Annotated in this window: 14 protein-coding genes; 8 read left to right on the top strand and 6 right to left on the bottom strand. The window is 58.5% G+C overall.

The window, feature by feature from the left end; all coding sequences use genetic code 11:
- Positions 1-187: 187 nt before the first annotated feature.
- Positions 188-2,647 (bottom strand): prolyl oligopeptidase family serine peptidase, encoded by a 2,460-nt coding sequence (locus tag MUN82_RS14460; RefSeq protein ID WP_245091531.1) that lies wholly within the window; start codon positions 2,645-2,647, stop codon positions 188-190.
- A gap of 210 nt (positions 2,648-2,857) precedes the next feature.
- Here MUN82_RS14460 and MUN82_RS14455 point away from each other — a divergent pair, with 210 nt between their 5' ends.
- The 3 genes from MUN82_RS14455 to MUN82_RS14445 all read left to right on the top strand — a co-directional run bounded on the left by MUN82_RS14455 (position 2,858) and on the right by MUN82_RS14445 (position 6,628).
- A complete protein-coding gene (locus MUN82_RS14455) occupies positions 2,858-3,217 on the top strand; it encodes a winged helix-turn-helix domain-containing protein (RefSeq protein ID WP_245091529.1) in 360 nt (119 codons plus the stop codon).
- Positions 3,218-3,372: 155 nt separating this feature from the next.
- A complete protein-coding gene (locus MUN82_RS14450) occupies positions 3,373-5,985 on the top strand; it encodes a TonB-dependent receptor (protein ID WP_245091527.1) in 2,613 nt (870 codons plus the stop codon).
- Between the two features lie 91 nt (positions 5,986-6,076).
- The gene (locus MUN82_RS14445) at positions 6,077-6,628 is read left to right on the top strand and encodes an NUDIX hydrolase (RefSeq protein ID WP_245091525.1); all 552 of its coding nucleotides are present in this window, start codon (positions 6,077-6,079) and stop codon (positions 6,626-6,628) included.
- Between the two features lie 142 nt (positions 6,629-6,770).
- Here the strand turns inward: MUN82_RS14445 and MUN82_RS14440 are convergent, their stop codons facing one another.
- Both MUN82_RS14440 and MUN82_RS14435 read right to left on the bottom strand, forming a co-directional pair.
- Positions 6,771-7,481 (bottom strand): pirin family protein, encoded by a 711-nt coding sequence (locus MUN82_RS14440; RefSeq protein WP_245091523.1) that lies wholly within the window; start codon positions 7,479-7,481, stop codon positions 6,771-6,773.
- A 4-nt stretch (positions 7,482-7,485) separates the two neighbouring features.
- Complete coding sequence (locus tag MUN82_RS14435; protein WP_245091521.1) at positions 7,486-8,064, bottom strand: nitroreductase family protein; 579 nt, start codon at positions 8,062-8,064, stop codon at positions 7,486-7,488.
- Positions 8,065-8,283: 219 nt separating this feature from the next.
- On the opposite strand from MUN82_RS14435, the gene MUN82_RS14430 reads away from it, so the two are divergent.
- Both MUN82_RS14430 and MUN82_RS14425 read left to right on the top strand, forming a co-directional pair.
- Positions 8,284-10,455 carry a S9 family peptidase gene (locus tag MUN82_RS14430; RefSeq protein WP_245091520.1) on the top strand — a complete coding sequence of 724 codons (2,172 nt, stop codon included), beginning with the start codon at positions 8,284-8,286 and terminating at the stop codon, positions 10,453-10,455.
- Positions 10,456-10,597: 142 nt separating this feature from the next.
- Positions 10,598-11,512, top strand: a complete 915-nt coding sequence (locus MUN82_RS14425) for a glutamate--tRNA ligase family protein (protein ID WP_245091519.1) — start codon at positions 10,598-10,600, stop codon at positions 11,510-11,512.
- 103 nt (positions 11,513-11,615) lie between these two features.
- Here the strand turns inward: MUN82_RS14425 and nfi are convergent, their stop codons facing one another.
- Positions 11,616-12,293: a deoxyribonuclease V gene (gene nfi, locus MUN82_RS14420; RefSeq protein ID WP_245091518.1), complete on the bottom strand. Its 678-nt coding sequence runs from the start codon at positions 12,291-12,293 to the stop codon at positions 11,616-11,618.
- Between the two features lie 123 nt (positions 12,294-12,416).
- Between nfi and MUN82_RS14415 the strand changes: the two genes are divergently transcribed.
- The 3 genes from MUN82_RS14415 to MUN82_RS14405 all read left to right on the top strand — a co-directional run bounded on the left by MUN82_RS14415 (position 12,417) and on the right by MUN82_RS14405 (position 14,835).
- Positions 12,417-12,977 carry a DUF1990 family protein gene (locus MUN82_RS14415; RefSeq protein ID WP_245091517.1) on the top strand — a complete coding sequence of 187 codons (561 nt, stop codon included), beginning with the start codon at positions 12,417-12,419 and terminating at the stop codon, positions 12,975-12,977.
- The gene (locus tag MUN82_RS14410) at positions 12,970-13,656 is read left to right on the top strand and encodes a DUF1990 domain-containing protein (protein ID WP_245091516.1); all 687 of its coding nucleotides are present in this window, start codon (positions 12,970-12,972) and stop codon (positions 13,654-13,656) included. Before MUN82_RS14415 ends, MUN82_RS14410 begins: the two co-directional genes overlap by 8 nt.
- Positions 13,657-13,791: 135 nt before the next feature.
- The gene (locus tag MUN82_RS14405) at positions 13,792-14,835 is read left to right on the top strand and encodes an NAD(P)-dependent alcohol dehydrogenase (protein WP_245091515.1); all 1,044 of its coding nucleotides are present in this window, start codon (positions 13,792-13,794) and stop codon (positions 14,833-14,835) included.
- A gap of 68 nt (positions 14,836-14,903) precedes the next feature.
- Here the strand turns inward: MUN82_RS14405 and MUN82_RS14400 are convergent, their stop codons facing one another.
- Complete coding sequence (locus MUN82_RS14400; RefSeq protein WP_245091514.1) at positions 14,904-15,167, bottom strand: hypothetical protein; 264 nt, start codon at positions 15,165-15,167, stop codon at positions 14,904-14,906.
- A gap of 128 nt (positions 15,168-15,295) precedes the next feature.
- Positions 15,296-15,916 (bottom strand): hypothetical protein, encoded by a 621-nt coding sequence (locus MUN82_RS14395; RefSeq protein WP_245091512.1) that lies wholly within the window; start codon positions 15,914-15,916, stop codon positions 15,296-15,298.
- Between the last annotated feature and the right edge of the window lie 52 nt (positions 15,917-15,968).

Raw genomic sequence — 15,968 nt, 5'->3', positions numbered from 1 at the left:
AAGCAGAACGTCATGCGGAGCTTGTCGAAGTATCCCTACCGTGCGTCATCTGACTACTATCAGACAAAGCGGTAGAGATGCTTCGACAAGCTCCGCATGACGTTCAAATGTCAGTACACGAAATTTCTCTTCTCTGCTCGATGCGCAGAATGGTCGAAATGACGTTCGGGTACGTCAGCCGCGGAATCTATTTCCCGTTGGTTGCGCCCACGTCGCCCGTGTTTTGAGTAGATGATGACGCAGGGGCGGGGCTTTTCACGTACTTATCCAGCCAGCTATTCATCTCCCACAACATGTGCAGGATGTTTTCGCGGGCGGCGTAGCTGTGGGCTTCGTAGGGTAGGACCACATAGCGCACGGTGGCGCCGTGGCCTTTCAGGGCATTATAGAACCGCTCGCTTTGCAGCGGGAAAGTGCCGGAGTTGTTGTCGGCCTCGCCGTGAATCAACAGAATCGGCGTCTTGATTCTGTCGGCGTAGTTGAAGGGCGACATGGCTTGGTACACCTGCGGTGCCTGCCAGAAGGTGCGCTCCTCGGCCTGGAAACCGAAGGGCGTGAGGGTGCGATTGTATGCCCCGCTGCGCGCAATGCCCGCCCTGAATAAGTTGGAGTGCGCCAGCAGATTGGCCGTCATAAAGGCGCCGTAGCTGTGGCCCATCACAGCCACGCGCTTGGGGTCTACCACGCCCAGGCGGGCGCCCTCGTCGATGGCGGCTTTGGCCGAGGCCACCAGCTGCTCGGTATAGGTGTCGTTGGGCTCCTTGGTGCCCTCACCCACAATCGGAATGCTCACGCCCTGCATCACGGCGTAGCCCTGCGTCACCCAAAACACCGGCGACGACCACCCGAACCGCGTGAACGTGTAGGGCGAGCCGCTCACCTGACCGGCGTCGTTCTTGTCTTTGTACTCGCGGGGGTAGGCCTCCATGAGGGTAGGCAGGGGGCCATCTTCTTTTTTGTAGTTAGGTGGCAGGTAGAGGTTGGCTGTGAGGGCTACCCCATCGGGGCGCTTGTATTGCAGCACCTGCTTTTTCAGAGAGCCAATGGCCGCGTACGGATTGGGGAAGCTGGTGAGCGGCGTTAGGCGACTGTTCTGACGCAGGTAATAGTTGGCTGGCTGCGTGGCCGATTCGCGCCGGGTGACAAACTCGTGGCGGTCGGCGCTTAGCATGGCCACGGGCACCTCGTAGTAGGGCGCCGCTGAGCGCCACCAGCGTTCCGTCTTGCGGGTTTTGAGGTTCAGAGCATCCACAAAGGGCCGGTCGCCCTCCGGCGATGCTCCTTGGCCCATCAGGTAAATAACGTCACTGTTTTTACCCGTAAACAGCACCGGGTAGCCGGCTGCATTGCGGTGTTGGGCCGGCGAGCCAGGGTCGTGGTAGGTGTCTTGCGAGGAATGGTCGAACAGCACCGTGGGGGCGGTAGCCGGCGCGCTGGGGTTCACTACCCAAGTCATTTCCTTGCGGTCGGCCCAGCGGTAGCCGTTGGCCAGAGCCAGCGTGTTGGTACCCCACTGGATGCCGCGGTAGCGCAGGGGTAGCTCGGCCAGTAGCTGCGTGGTGCCATCGAAAGGCGCCGCCAGCATAAACACTTTGTCGTGTACTGGCACGTCTTTCTTAAGATTGCCGCCGTCCTGAGCCTCGGCCCAATACAGGGTAGCCGGCGCATCGGCGCGCCAGTTGTGGCCCCGCGGCCCAACGGGCACGGCATCGAAAGCAATGGGTACGTTGTCGGCCAGGGGCAAATCCACGAGGTTTTTGGCCAGCGTACCGTCAATATTCAGCACATCTACCCGCTGCGGAAAGCTGCTCACGGGCAAGGTGTAGGAATAGGGGCGATGCCGGGTTTTCACCAGCACAAAGCGGCCATCGGGTGAGGGCCTGGCCGACTCGATAACGCCCGGTGAGCCCAATGGCTGCATCCGACCACTTACGTCCACCTTCACTACCTGCGCCGTGGCGTAGTAGTCAAACAGACGTTCATCGGCGGGGTTTTTCAGTAGGTCTTGGTAGGTACGGGCTGCCGCTTTTCGGCCTGCATTTTCCTGCACGGTAGGGCCGGTAGGGGCCACGTTGGAAGCGGGTATCTCGCCCCGGCCGCCTACTACCGCCGTGGCCAGCAGCGACTTGCTATCGGGCGTCCAGGTGTAGGAGTCGCCGAAGGCACTGTTCAGAAACAGGTTGGGCACTAGGCGGGCCGAGGCGGCAGCTACATCCACTAGCCACAACTCCACGTGCTTGTCGGTGGTGTTGGTGAAAGCTAGTTTGGTGTTGTCCGGCGACCAGCCTACCTCGCTGATGCGGGCCGTTTTGGGTAGGCCCTGTACCAGCAACTCCTTGCCATCGGGTAGGCGCTTGAGGCGCAGGCTGGTAGAGTAGCTCACGCGGCTGGGGCCATTGGTGCGCGGGTTTAGGCGCAGGCCCGCAATGCGCAGCTCCGGCTGCGACAACTCGTCGATGGTGGGCATGTCCTGCACGCTCATCATCAGCATCCACTGCCCATTGGAGGAAAAACTAACGCGGGGCGTGGGCGGGGCCTCCACCAGATCCACAATGGCCTTGGGAGGTAGCTGGTAAGAGGCCTCCTGGGCCGCCACCGTCAGCGTGCCACACGCCAAAACCAGGGTAGTGAGTAGGTGCAATTTCATAGCAAATTGAAAAGCAGGAAAGGAAGAGAAGTCAGTGGCGAAGCCACCGGCCAAAGAAGCCCTTGCAGACACTATAGGCTTGGTAAAGATAGAAAACCACGGCGCCACTCCCTACTTCTTTTTGCGGAAGGGCTTCTGCCTGAGCCGCTAGCCTGAGCAGGAAGCAAGGCCAAACGGGCAATGTCGGCGTAATGCACGTATGTTCAGGCCATGAAAGAGCTGCTACTTACCCCCGAAAGCTTCCGCCTAGACGGCCGCCTGTGGCTGCAAGGCCCCGCCGACCGGTTCTTGGGCATTGGTCGGCTGGAGCTATTGGGCCACATTGCCGAAACGGGTTCTATTTCCAAAGCCGCGCAGGCCATGGGCATGTCCTACAAGAAAGCCTGGGACCTGGTAAATTCTATGAATGCGCAGGTGAACACGCCGCTGGTGAGCACGCAAACCGGCGGCTCGCACGGCGGCGGCACCGTGCTCACGCCGGCCGGCCGGCAGGTGCTGGAAGTGTTCAGCGCCGCGCAGGTGCGTTTTCAGGAATTTATTCAGCAGGAAACCGAGCGGCTGCTAGGGTAAGGGGGCAAGAGGCATAGGCTGATTATGGCACAAGAATACCGCGGAAGCGCTGAAGTGCTAAACATCTACCCGATTTAAGCGTTATATTCAACAAAATATAACGCTGTTCTATGCACCCAAACGGCTACCCCCTTCAGCCTACTTCCCGCCGTCGTATGGTTTGCCTCAGTCTGTTGCTGGTGGCACCAGGCGTGGTGCTAGCCCAGCAAGTGCGCCCTACCCCCGCCCCGGCCGATACCGCCCGCAAGGCACCCATTGTACTACACGATGTGGTGGTAGCAGCTTCCAAAGTGCAGGAGAGCATCCTGAAGTCGCCGGTGACGGTGGAAAAGCTGGGACTGCGGGAGCTACGCCTCACGCCCGCACCGTCGTTTTTTGATGCCATTGAACACGTGAAGGGCGTGCAGGTGATTACGCCCAGCCTGGGTTTCAAGGTGATAAATGCCCGCGGCTTCACGAACACCACCAACGTGCGCTTTGTGCAACTGGTGGATGGCATGGACAACCAGGCTCCGCATCTGGGCGCGCCCATTGGCAACGCCATGGGGCCGAGCGATTTGGATATTCAAAGCGTGGAAATCGTGCCCGGCACGGCGGCGGCGTTGTACGGGCTGAACGCTATTAACGGTCTGGCGAATTTCGCGACCCGCAACCCGTTTACTTCCGAAGGATTGAGCGTGCAGCAAAAAACCGGCCTCAACCACCTCAACGACCGGAGTACCGGCGTGCACCCCTACACCGAAACCAGCCTGCGCTACGCCAAGGTGCTGCTGGTTGATAAGCTGGCCTTTAAGCTAAACGCCACCTACCTGCGCGGCTACGACTGGGTGGCCGACAACTACACCGACATCAACCCCAATGGCAATGCGACTACGGGCCTGTTTGGGGCTGATAATCCGGCCAAAGATCCTGTGAGCAGCTACGGCAACGAGTCGTCGGACCGCTCGAACCTGACGCTGGGCGGCAAAACCTACCAAGTGGCGCGCACCGGCTACCGGGAGCAGGACGTGACCGATTACACGCTGCAAACCATCAAAACAGATGGCGCACTGCACTACAAGCTGAACAGTCGCACCGAACTGGCCTATACCTACCGCTTCAGCAGCCTCGACAACATTTACCAGCGTTCCAACCGCTTTCGGCTGCAAGACTACCGCGTGCAGCAGCACGGAATTTCGCTGAACAGCCCAGTGGTGCAGGCCCGCGCCTACCTCACCCGCGAGAATACCGGCCGGAGCTACAACCTGCGCTCCATGGGCGAAAACCTGGAGCGTAGCTTCAAGCCCGACGCCATGTGGAACCGCGAATACACCGCCGCCTGGAACGCCGCTACCCAAGCCGGCCAAACCGTAGCCCAGGCTCACGCCACAGCCCGCGCCGCCGCCGATGCGGGTAGGCTACAGCCCGGCACGCCCGCGTTCCAGGACCGTCTACGCCAACTCCAAAACATCAACAACTGGGACCGGGGTGCGGCCCTGCGCGTGCAGTCCGACCTGATTCATGCCGAGGGCCAGGTGAATGTGGCAGAAGCTCTGCGTCGCCGGCCCCGCGGCAGCTTTCCGCAGTGGCTGGACCTACTAGCCGGCGCCGACCACCGCACCTACGTGGTAGTGCCCGACGGCAACTACTTCCGCAACCCCAATCCTGGCAAAGACCCACTTCAGGACAACCTAACCTACTCTAAAACGGGCGGCTTTGTGCAGGTAGGCGCGCACTTGTGGCAGGATAAAGTCCGCCTCACCGCCACCGGCCGCGCCGACAAAAACGATTACTTTTCTACCCGCTTCAACCCGCGCTTCACGGCCGTATACTCGCCTACCCAGCGCCACAACTTCCGGCTGAGCTACCAGAGTGGCTACCGCTTCCCGAGCTTGTTTGAAGGCTTTTCCAACGTGAACAGCGGGCAGGTGCAGCGCGTGGGTGGCCTGCGAGTGATGTCGAATGGGGTGTTTGAGAACAGCTATCTACGCACCAGCATTGACGCGTTCAACGCCGCCGTGACGCGGGGTGTGAACACCGGCGGGTTGAGCCGCTCTCAGGCCATTACGCAAAACCAAGGTTTGCTGGAGCCGAACACCTACACCTACCTCAAGCCCGAATACATTAAGTCGTTGGAACTGGGCTACAAGACGGCGCTGCTGCCAGAGGGTAGGCTGCTGGTGGACGTGGATTTCTACTACAACGCCTACCGCGACTTCATTGCCCAGGTAGAAGCTTACGTACCCATCACTGGCACCGGTGAGGTCATCACGGCCACCGGCAACAACCTAAACGCCATTGCCACCGCCCTGAGCGCCCGCGCTAGCCAGAGCCGCTACCGCCTCTGGACCAACTCCAAAAGCCAAGTGTATAACTACGGTGGTAGCGCCGGTATACGCTACTCGTTTCTGGAGGGCTACCAAGCCGGCGCCAATGCCACCTACGCCCGCCTCGACCGCACCACCAACAGCGACGGCCTGGAAGACGGCTTCAATACCCCACGCTGGGCCTATAACCTAAGCCTGGGCAACCCAGATGCCTACCACCATTTCGGCTTCGGGCTGAACTACCACTGGCAAGACCGATACTACTCCCAAACCTTCCTGGTAAACGGCTACGTGCCCGCCTTCAGCAGCCTCGATGCACAAGTAAGCTACGCCCTACCCAAGCCCCAACTCAATTTTAAACTGGGTGCTACCAACATGCTGAACAAATACTACTATTCTTTCCTGGGCGGCCCCAGCGTGGGCGGGCTGTACTACCTGACGGTGACGTACCAAGTGCTCTAACGTCTGCCGGTCCGACGCCGCAGGCGTCGGACCGGGGCAGCGACGAATGGCCGGGCGGCGCTACCTTGCGCCCTTGGACATTTTACTTTCTATGCCTATCAACATTACCCCCTGGAAAACCCTGCAATCGGAACTCGTCTTTGAGCACAAATGGTACACGCTCCGCCGCGACCATGTGGAGCTGCCCAACGGCCACGTGCTCGACGACTACTTTGTGAGCGTGCGCCCCAACGTGGTGCTGATTTTTCCGCTGACTACGGACAATGAAGTGCTGTTTGTGCGCCAGTACAAGCACGCCGCCGCCGAGATTTTGCTGGAGCTGCCCGGCGGGGTAGTAGATGCCCACGAAACCGAGCACCTGCAAGCCGCTGCCCGCGAGCTGGTAGAGGAAACCGGCTACGCCGGCGACCTAGAGCTGCTTTCCGAAGTCATCGACAACCCCACCAAAGACACCAACCGCATCTATTTCTACCTGGCCCGCAACGCCCACCACGTAGCCGAGCAGCACCTCGACCCTACCGAAAACATTGAGGTAGTGCGCGTGCCCCTAGCCGAAATAGAAGGCATGGTGCTGCGCGGTGCTATCAAAGTTTCCGGCTCGGTAGCGCTATGCCTACTGGCCCTGCGTACGTTGGGGAGGTAAAGCTAAAAAACTAGCTCCCCTATTTTCAAGGAGGGACTAGGGGTGGTCTTGCTAGAACTAGAAACTAATGCTAGTATCGTTCAACGAATAGAACCACCCCTAGCCCTCCTTGAAAAAAGGAGGGGAACTAGTTTTTTAGCTTTTAGTGGTTAATCGGCGCTTCAATCACGATAAACTTACTTTCTGTTTCGCAATTAATCTGCACCTCGCTGGTTTCCCACAGCCCCAGGCTTTCGCGCTGGGCCACGGCTTGGCCGTTTACAGTTAAGGTGCCTTCTATTACAAAGATAAACACGCACTTATTCAGCGGGTTGAGCGAGTAAGAGACCTGCTGACCGGCATCGTAGAAGCCCAAGGAGAGCTTTGCATTTTGGTTGATCCAGCAGTGCGCCGTGCCTTCCTCGTTGCTGACCACGGTGGTGAGCTGGTTGCGACGCTTTTCGGCGGGGAAGTGGCGGCGCTGGTAGCGCGGCGTCACGTTTTGCAGCTTCGGCTCAATCCAGATTTGCAGGAAGTTCACTGTGTCGTCGCCCACGTTGTGCTCCTCGTGGCGCAGGCCAGAGCCGGCACTCATAATCTGCACCCAATCGGCGCCTACCTCCTCGCGGTAGCCCATCGAGTCGATGTGGTTCATGCGCCCGGCCAGCATAATACTGATGATTTCCATGTTGGCGTGGGCGTGCAGCCCGAAGCCATTGCCAGGTGCTACAAAATCATCGTTGAACACGCGCAGCAACCCAAAGCCTGCCCGCTCAGGGTTGGCGTAGGGGCCGAAGCTAAGTGAGAAATTGCTTTGCAGCCAGCCGATGTCTTTCAGACCCCGGTCGTGGGCGTGGGTGAGCCGGTGGGGCATGGCGCTAGGCGGGTAGGGAGCCTTTGAAAGCAATTTCAGAAACAGGCTTGCGCTGGCGAGCTGCTTTCTCACGGCTCAGGAAGGGCTCTTCCAGCAGCTCTGCGTCGCCGAGGTAGCCCAGGGCAATAAAGGCAACGGGTTGCAGCGTGTCGGGTAGCTGGAAAGCTTCCTTGGTGCGAGCATGATCGAAACCACCCATAAAGTGCGTGTATAAGCCCTGCGCCGTAGCCTCAATAGATAGTGTGGCGTTGGCCATGCCTAGGTCATGGAGGGCCGCGCCATTGGGCTGACCGTTATCAAACTGCGTGTTGGCGAGTGCTAGGATGAGCACGGGCGCATTTTTGGCCCAGGGCTGATTGCCGGGCAGCAGGCAGTCTACCATTTTCTGGAAGTTCTCCTGATCGGCGTGGTGCGCGTAGATATAGCGCCAGGGCTGCGCATTGAGGGCACTAGCCGACCAGGTAGCTGCTTCAAAAACCTGTTGCAGCGTGTCGTGCGCTACGGGCTGACTGGCAAACGAACGAGGGCTCCAGCGCTGGCGAATTAGCTCATGCACGGGGTAGGTAGTGGGGGCGTGTTTCACAGGAAAAGAAAGTATGAAGTCGAAGGGGAATGCAAGATAGTACTTTGTATGTATAACCTATGTAGGTACATGAAAGTTGCGTGCAACCTTACTTTACTTCCCTACGACCCTGCGATGGTAAGCACTAGCGCTGGCCAAGTATCAGCAGCGCCAAACCAGCTACCGCCTTCCCGCCGAAAAAGCCTAATTTCCACCCCTCAAAAATTCTCAACACCCCGAATGATTCAACACGCAGTACGCAGCGCCGGTGTGGCCGCGTTGCTTTTGTTGGCTGCGGCCCCCGCCACGTTGGCGCAGGTAGGCCCCGGCACCCAGTGGACCAAAGACGGCTACGGCTACATGCGCGCCCAAGACGGCGAAATTGTGCAGCTCGATCTGCGCGACCCGTCCAAAAAAGTGACCCTTGTGAGCAAGCAAATGCTGACGCCCGCCGGCCAGCAGGCGCCCATTGGCGTACGCCGCTTTGCCTTCTCCGACAATGGCCAGAAGGTGCTCATCAACACCAACACCAAAAAAGTGTGGCGCTACGACACCCGCGGCGATTATTGGGTGTATGACCAAACGGCCAAGACGCTGAAGCAGGTAGGCAAAGACAAGCCTGCGTCGTCGTTGATGTTTGCCAAGTTCTCGCCCGATGGCTCGAAAGTGGCCTATGTAAGCGGCCACAACGTGTACGTGGAAGACGTAGCCAGCGGCACCAGCAAGGCCCTCACTACCGACGGCACCGACAAGCTCATCAACGGCACCTTCGACTGGGTGTATGAGGAGGAGCTGGACTGCCGCGACGGTTTCCGTTGGTCGCCCGATGGCCAGCACATTGCCTACTGGCAGCTGGACGCCCGCAAGACGCCCAACTACCTGATGCTGAACACCACCGACGCGCTCTACCCCTTCAATGTGCCCGTAGAGTACCCCGTGGTAGGCGAAGACCCCAGCCGCTGCCGCATTGGCGTGGTAGCCGTGAATGGCGGCGAAACCAAGTGGATGGAAGTGCCCGGCGATGCCGTGCAGCACTACATTCCGCGCATGGAGTGGTCGGGCAGCGGCGAGCTGATTTTGCAGCAGCTGAACCGCCGCCAGAACGAAAGCAAGCTGATGCTGGTGAATGCCAGCACCGGCGCGGCCAAGCCCATCTATTCTGAAACCGACAAGGCCTGGATTGATGCCAAAGACGGTGCCGTGGGCTGGAACTGGATTGACGGCGGCAAGAGCTTTGTGTGGAGCAGCGAGAAGGACGGCTGGCGCCACCTCTACACAGTAGACCGCAAGGGTAAGGAAAAGCTGCTGACCAAAGGCGACTACGATGTAATTAGCATTGAGCAGATTAGTGAGCCTACGGGCACTATCTACTTCATGGCCTCGCCCACCAATGCCACTCAGCAGTACCTCTACAAAATGCCCCTGAAAGGCGGCAAAGCGGAGCGCGTGACGCCCCAAAACCTGGCAGGTACCCACGGCTACGACATCTCGCCCAACGGCAAAATTGCCTTGCACAACTACTCCAGTACCACGGTATTTCCGGTGTCGGATGTGGTGAGCCTACCCGCTCACCAGCGCTTAAACGGCGGCGACGTACCCGCCCAAGCAAAAAGCATCAAGCTACCGAAAGCAGAGTTTTTCCAAGTGAAAACCGCGGATGGCGTGACCCTGGACGGCTGGATGGTGAAGCCCTCCAACTTCGACCCTAAGAAGAAATACCCCATCGTGTTCTACGTGTACGGCGAGCCAGCCAGCCAGACCGTGACCGACCGTTTCGGCACCGGCTTCAACCGCCTCTACCAAGGTAGCATGGCCGACGACGGCTACATCTACGCCTCATTGGAAAACCGCGGCGCACCCGCCCCGCGTGGTAGGGAGTTCCGCAAGGCTATCTACCACAATATTGGTAGCCTCAATATTCGCGACCAAGCACTGGGTGCGAAGGAAGTGCTGAAAAACAACTGGGTGGATACCAGCCGCGTAGCGGTGTGGGGCTGGAGCGGTGGCGGCTCGTCTACCCTCAGCCTGCTGTTTCAGTACCCGCAGATCTACAAAACCGGCATTAGCATTGCCGCCGTGGACAATCAGCTGAACTACGACAACATCTACCAGGAGCGCTACATGGGCTTGCTGCCCGAAGACAAGCACTACTTCGTGGATAACTCGCCGTTGGCCCACGCCAGCAAACTGCGCGGTAACCTGCTGCTCATCCACGGTACCGGCGACGACAACGTGCACTACAACAACGCCGAGCAGATGATCAACGAACTGGTGCGTCACGGCAAGGTATTTCAGCTGATGAGCTACCCCAACCGCACGCACAGCATCTCCGAGGGTGAAGGCACCAGCCAACACTTGGCCGCTACCTACACCAAGTTTCTGAAGGACAACTGCCCTCCCGGTGGCCGGTAAGCAGTAGGGTTAGTAGACAGTAAAAAAGTCTGTCATCCTGAACGCAGTGAAGGACCTTCTCACGCAAGAACAAGTCGTTGTTACGATAGTCGTTCACGCGTGAGAAGGTCCTTCACTGCGTTCAGGATGACATAATTTATCAATGAATCTATCCTCTATCACTGCTCCCATCGTCTCCCGCCTGGCGCCTACCCCTAGCGGCTACCTACACCTAGGCAATGCCGTGAATTTTGTGCTGACGTGGCTGCTCACGCGCCGCGCTGGCGGCACCCTGCATCTGCGCATCGATGACCTGGACCGCCAACGCCTGCGCCCCGCCTACCTCGACAACATCTTCCAAACCATCGAGTGGCTCGGCCTCGACTACGACCATGGCCCCAGCGGCCCCGAGGATTTCGAGACAAATTTTTCCCAGCTGCATCATCTGGGAGAATACCAGCAATTGCTGGACGAACTGCGCCAAGTGCCCGACTTGCTCTACGCTTGCCGCTGCTCCCGCACCGACATCCAACGCGCTGGCGGCCAGCACCCAGACGCCACCTGCCAGGCCCAGCGACTACCCTTGGATACGCCCGAAACCGCCTGGCGCGCCCACGTGCCCAACGGCCTTACCATTGAATTCCAGGATTTATGGCAGCCGCAAGTAGCCGTGCCGCTAGCCGCCGATATAGGCGATTTTGTAGTGCGCAAAAAAGACGGTGTGGCCGCCTACCAGATTGCCTCGGTGGTAGACGATATACGTCTCGGTACTACCCTCATCGTGCGTGGGCTAGACCTACTACCCAGCACGGCCGCGCAATTGTGGCTGGCTAGTCAGGCTAAATGCACCGCCGCATTTGGGCACGTGCAGTTTGCTCACCACGCCCTGCTACCCGGTGCTGACGGTGAGAAGCTGTCGAAGTCAACGCAGGCATCTATCCAGCGCGGCATCATGGCCGAGGCGGGTAGCCCGCGGGTGGTATACGCAACGGTAGCGCGGCTGCTGGGGCTGCCGGACGCTGCGGGGGAGTCGTTGGCGACACTTTCGTGGGGTATTCCCAATCGTCTGTCATCCTGAGCAGAGCGAAGGACCTTCTCACGCGTGAACGACAAGCGTACCAACGACTCGTTCCTGCGTAAGAAGGTCCTTCGCTCTGCTCAGGATGACAGACGGTTAGTTTTTACAATTCCTTCTTGAATTGCTCTGCCCAATGGTCGGCTAGGCGGGTAGGTTCGGGTAGTTTGTAGCCGCGCAGGCAGGCCAGCGTCAATTGCAGGGCGGTGGCTTGGTCGCAACGGTGGCCGGGGCTGACAAACAAAGGCTTGATCTTGTCCTTGGAGCGCAATACCTGCCCGATTAGCTCGCCGGCTTTGTCAGCGAGGGGCGTGATACTGCCTTTCTCCAGGGCCGGTTCCTCGTAGTTGCCCGTCAGCTTTTGCTTAGCCACGCCGAAGGTAGGCACATCGAGCAGCACGCCCAGCTGGGTGGCAATGCCCATGCGGCGCGGGTGCGCAATGCCATGGCCATCCACCATGATTACATCGGGCTTGTGTTGCAGCTTTTCGTACACGCGCAGCAGGTTGGGCGCTTCGCGGAAGGCCAGAAAGCCTGGTACATAGGGCAGCGTCACGGTATCGTGATGGTAAATTTTCTCGACGAGTTGCAGCTCCGGAAACGTGAGCACCACAAACACTGATAGGATAGTATCGGGGGTAGGAAACGATGAGTCGCAGCCAGCAATGAGGCGCGGCGCGGCGGGCAGGGGTTCCAGGCGCACGCGCTGGCGCAGGTCATTTTGCTGCTGCGTGAGGTCGCGCACAATAACTGGGTCGGCGGGTGGGTGGTAAGGGCGGTACATGATAGAAAAGAAGGGGTAGACTACCATGTACTACGAACCGGTAGAAGAGTTGTCTGTCGCAAACGGCGTCAACCTGTGGGCCTGCGCTGCGTTTAGATGAATTAACTCGCAACTTCAACACAGATGGCTAAACCCGAACAACCTGCCCATACCGGTAGCGGCCCTTTTCTGGAGCGGCGCTACCATATCGATATTGTGCGGCCGCGCCACACGGCTGCCGCGCTGATGCAGCAGATTCAGTGTGATGTGGCCCACTTCTCGCCCGATTTGCTGGCCGATTTCGAGAAAACCGCTGGCGAACAGCACAGCTTGGCCGTAGACGACGAATTCTCCATCAAAATTCTCGGCCCCTGGAATGGGCAAGTGCGCGTGACGGAGGTGACGCCTACTTCCTTCGAGTTTGCTACCCTCGATGGTCACCCTGAGGCTGGGCACATCCGCTTCAGCCTGCTCCCGCACCCCGACCGCGCCGACGCCCTACGCTTCGAAATTCGGTCTTGGGCACGTAGTCGGGATGGGTTGGTGGCATTCATGTACGATAAGCTGGGCGCCGGCAAGCGTGTGCAGGAGCAAACCTGGCGCATCTTCTGCGAGCGGGTAGCCGAGGCCAGCGGCGGCGCTACCCTGGGTAGCGTGCAGGTAGAAACCATTGAAAAAGGCTCCAGCCAGTCTGCTCATGCCTAAGACCACGCCACCGCTCTGGGAACAGCAACAGGCCCGACTAGCTGCCTACAAAGACGCCAAATACAACTTCGACCCCGAGCGCAGCAACGAGTACACCGCCGAAAGCGGCTGGCGCATCGACGATTACCAGCAGGATTTGCTGGCCGAGCAACCTGGCGCCCCCGAAGAGCACGGTAGCTGGGAGGCAGCTCGGGTGGTGCTGCGCCGCTACTCCTTCCCGCCGCCCGACCTCATCACCGGCATCTTCCCGCCCGACTCAGAGCTCGACCAGCGCATTATGGTGCTGCGGGCACGGTTCCTGTTCTTCACGTTTTGGTTTGGCGTGCGCATCGGGGGAATAGTAGACGAGCAGCGCACCACTGCCGACGGCCAACAAGAACAGGTGTGGGGCTACAACTACCGCACACTGGAAGGCCATTTTGAGCGTGGTCAGATTGAATTCACCGTGCACAAGAATCTGACAACGGGCGAGGTAATATTTCACGTGCACGCCTACTCGCAACTGGGCAGCATCCGTAACCCCATCTATTGGGTAGGCTTCCGACTGTTTGGGCGCATGTTGCAGCGTCGCTTTGCCCGCGAGTCGCTGAAAAGGATGCGAGAACAGGTAGAAGGATTAGTGAACGGCAAAGAGCCGTGGCCCACCACGCAGCCCACGCCAGTAGAAGCTACCGTGTAGAGTCTTTAGCTCTGCCCGACATCTGAGAAAGTTGTTTGTGTCTTTTGATTGCTGAAAATTAAATTGCTAGCAATTAAAACTTTTGGGCGCCAGATCGGTTTAATAAACTTCATTATCCGTTCTTATACCCCTCTCATGAACCAAACCAAAGCATACGCCGCCGAAGCGGCCAACGCTCCTCTTGCGCCCTTTTCCTTCGAGCGCCGCGAGGTAGGCGCCCACGATGTCCTCATTGAAATCCTGTACTGCGGTGTGTGCCACTCCGATGTGCACCAGGCCCGCGACGAATGGGGTGGTTCGATCTTCCCCATGGTACCCGGCCACGAAATTGTGGGCCGTGTAGTGGAGGTAGGTAGCCACGTAAAACAATTCAAACAAGGCGACCTAGCCGGTGTAGGGTGTATGGTCGACTCCTGCCAGCACTGCTCCAGCTGCGACGAAGGTGTGGAGCAATACTGCGAAGAAGGCTTCACGGGCACTTACAACGGTCGCGAGCGGGAAACCGGTGCGCCTACCTACGGCGGCTACGCCAGCCACATTGTGGTGCGTGAGGAGTTTGTACTGCATGTGTCTGAAAAGCTAGACTTGGCCCGCGTGGCGCCACTGCTGTGTGCAGGCATCACTACCTACTCGCCCCTGCGCCAGTGGAAAGTGAAAGCCGGCGACCGGGTAGGCGTAGTAGGTCTGGGCGGCCTGGGCCATATGGCTGTGAAACTAGCCGCCGCCATGGGGGCCGAAGTAACCGTATTCAGCACCTCGCCATCGAAAGAAAAAGATGCCCGCGAGCTGGGTGCCCACAAATTTGTGGTGTCGAAAGACCCGGAAGCCATGAAAGCTGCCGGCAACTACTTCGACCTGATCATCAACACCGTATCGGCCAAAATAGACCTGACACCCTACCTGGCTGCCCTGCGTCTCGATGGCACGATGGTGCTGCTGGGTGTGCCGCCAGAAGCGCCCGAAATCCACGCGTTCAATCTCATTGCCAAGCGCCGCCGCATTGCCGGCTCGCTTATCGGTGGCATTCAGGAAACCCAGGAAATGCTGGACTTCTGCGCCGAGCACAACATCATGTCCGACATTGAAATGATTCCGATGAAAGACATCAATGAAGCTTACGAGCGCATGGTGAAAGGCGACGTGCACTACCGCTTCGTGATTGATTTGCAGACCTTGTAGTCAAGAATTTGTGTGAAAAGCAAAACGCCAGCTTCGCAAGAGGCTGGCGTTTTTTAGTGGGGGAGGGGCTAGTGCTGCACCAGCTCCGGGGTGCGTTGGGGGATAGGAGACAGGTGGTACATGTAGTCTTCTGCTGCCTGCAACAGGCTGTCGGCGGTGTGCCCTTCGCGGTGCGCGAGCAGTAGCTGGCAGGCTCGCTGCAAGTGCATTACTTGCACCAATGAGAATGGCTTGGAAGCACGGGACTCTACTGCCTGGGAGAGCAGAACGGCGGCCAGGGCAAAACGCTCCTCATGGAGAGCAGCGCGGAAATGAATTTCGGAGGCAAGCATGGAGCAGGAGATTAAGACCCTCTGCTTTAGACAATAAGCGTACCATAGCCTTGCACGCTCCTGTGTTAACTCGCAGTGACGATGTTCTCACTCGTTGTGAGAGGAAAAGACAGGAGCCAAACCTAGTATCAGGTAAGTACCACATTGATATACGGGATATCCGGCTGCTTGCGAAAAGCGGCGGGTAGGCGATACACCAGGAGAAAGAGTGCAGCCAGCGTTAGCAACTCTGATAGGTAGATACTAAGCTCGACGCCGAAATAGCCCCAAACGGCGCGCGCAACGCGGCCGGAGGTATCGGGGTGGAAATGCGCGGAGTCGAGCACCGCTGTTAAATGGCTCGGCAAAACGCGCTGATACTGCCACTGTCCATCTATTTTCTTGGCAAGAAGCAGCCCCCGGAAGCCTTCCATCTCCAACATGCGGGTTTTGTGGCGGCCCAGCATATGTTCCTTCCAGTAGGCTTCTAGATGTCCGTTTTTGCCCTCGTCTAGATAGTAGAAAGTCTGAAACGAACTGCTTAGCCTATTCTCAACTTGCAGATCGCTAGGAGTTGAAGCAAGAGGGGCCGGCTCGGAATACAGCAGCTTCAGGAATGAGGAGAACAGTATGAGCAGTACGGCCGAGCCATACAGCAACACCCGCTCCCAGCGTGCCGACGACCGAACCAGAAAATACAGGAGCGCCAGCGCGGCAAGGTCGAAGCCGAATAAGAAGAATAGAACAAAGCCAGGAGGTTGATAAAGCATAGAGCATCAGGTTGTTGAATAGATACTGTAAGCTACTCATTCTTCGATAGGT

The sequence above is a fragment of the Hymenobacter aerilatus genome (assembly GCF_022921095.1).
Taxonomy (GTDB): Bacteria; Bacteroidota; Bacteroidia; order Cytophagales; family Hymenobacteraceae; genus Hymenobacter; species Hymenobacter aerilatus.
This window is presented reverse-complemented; position numbering and strand designations above follow the sequence as displayed.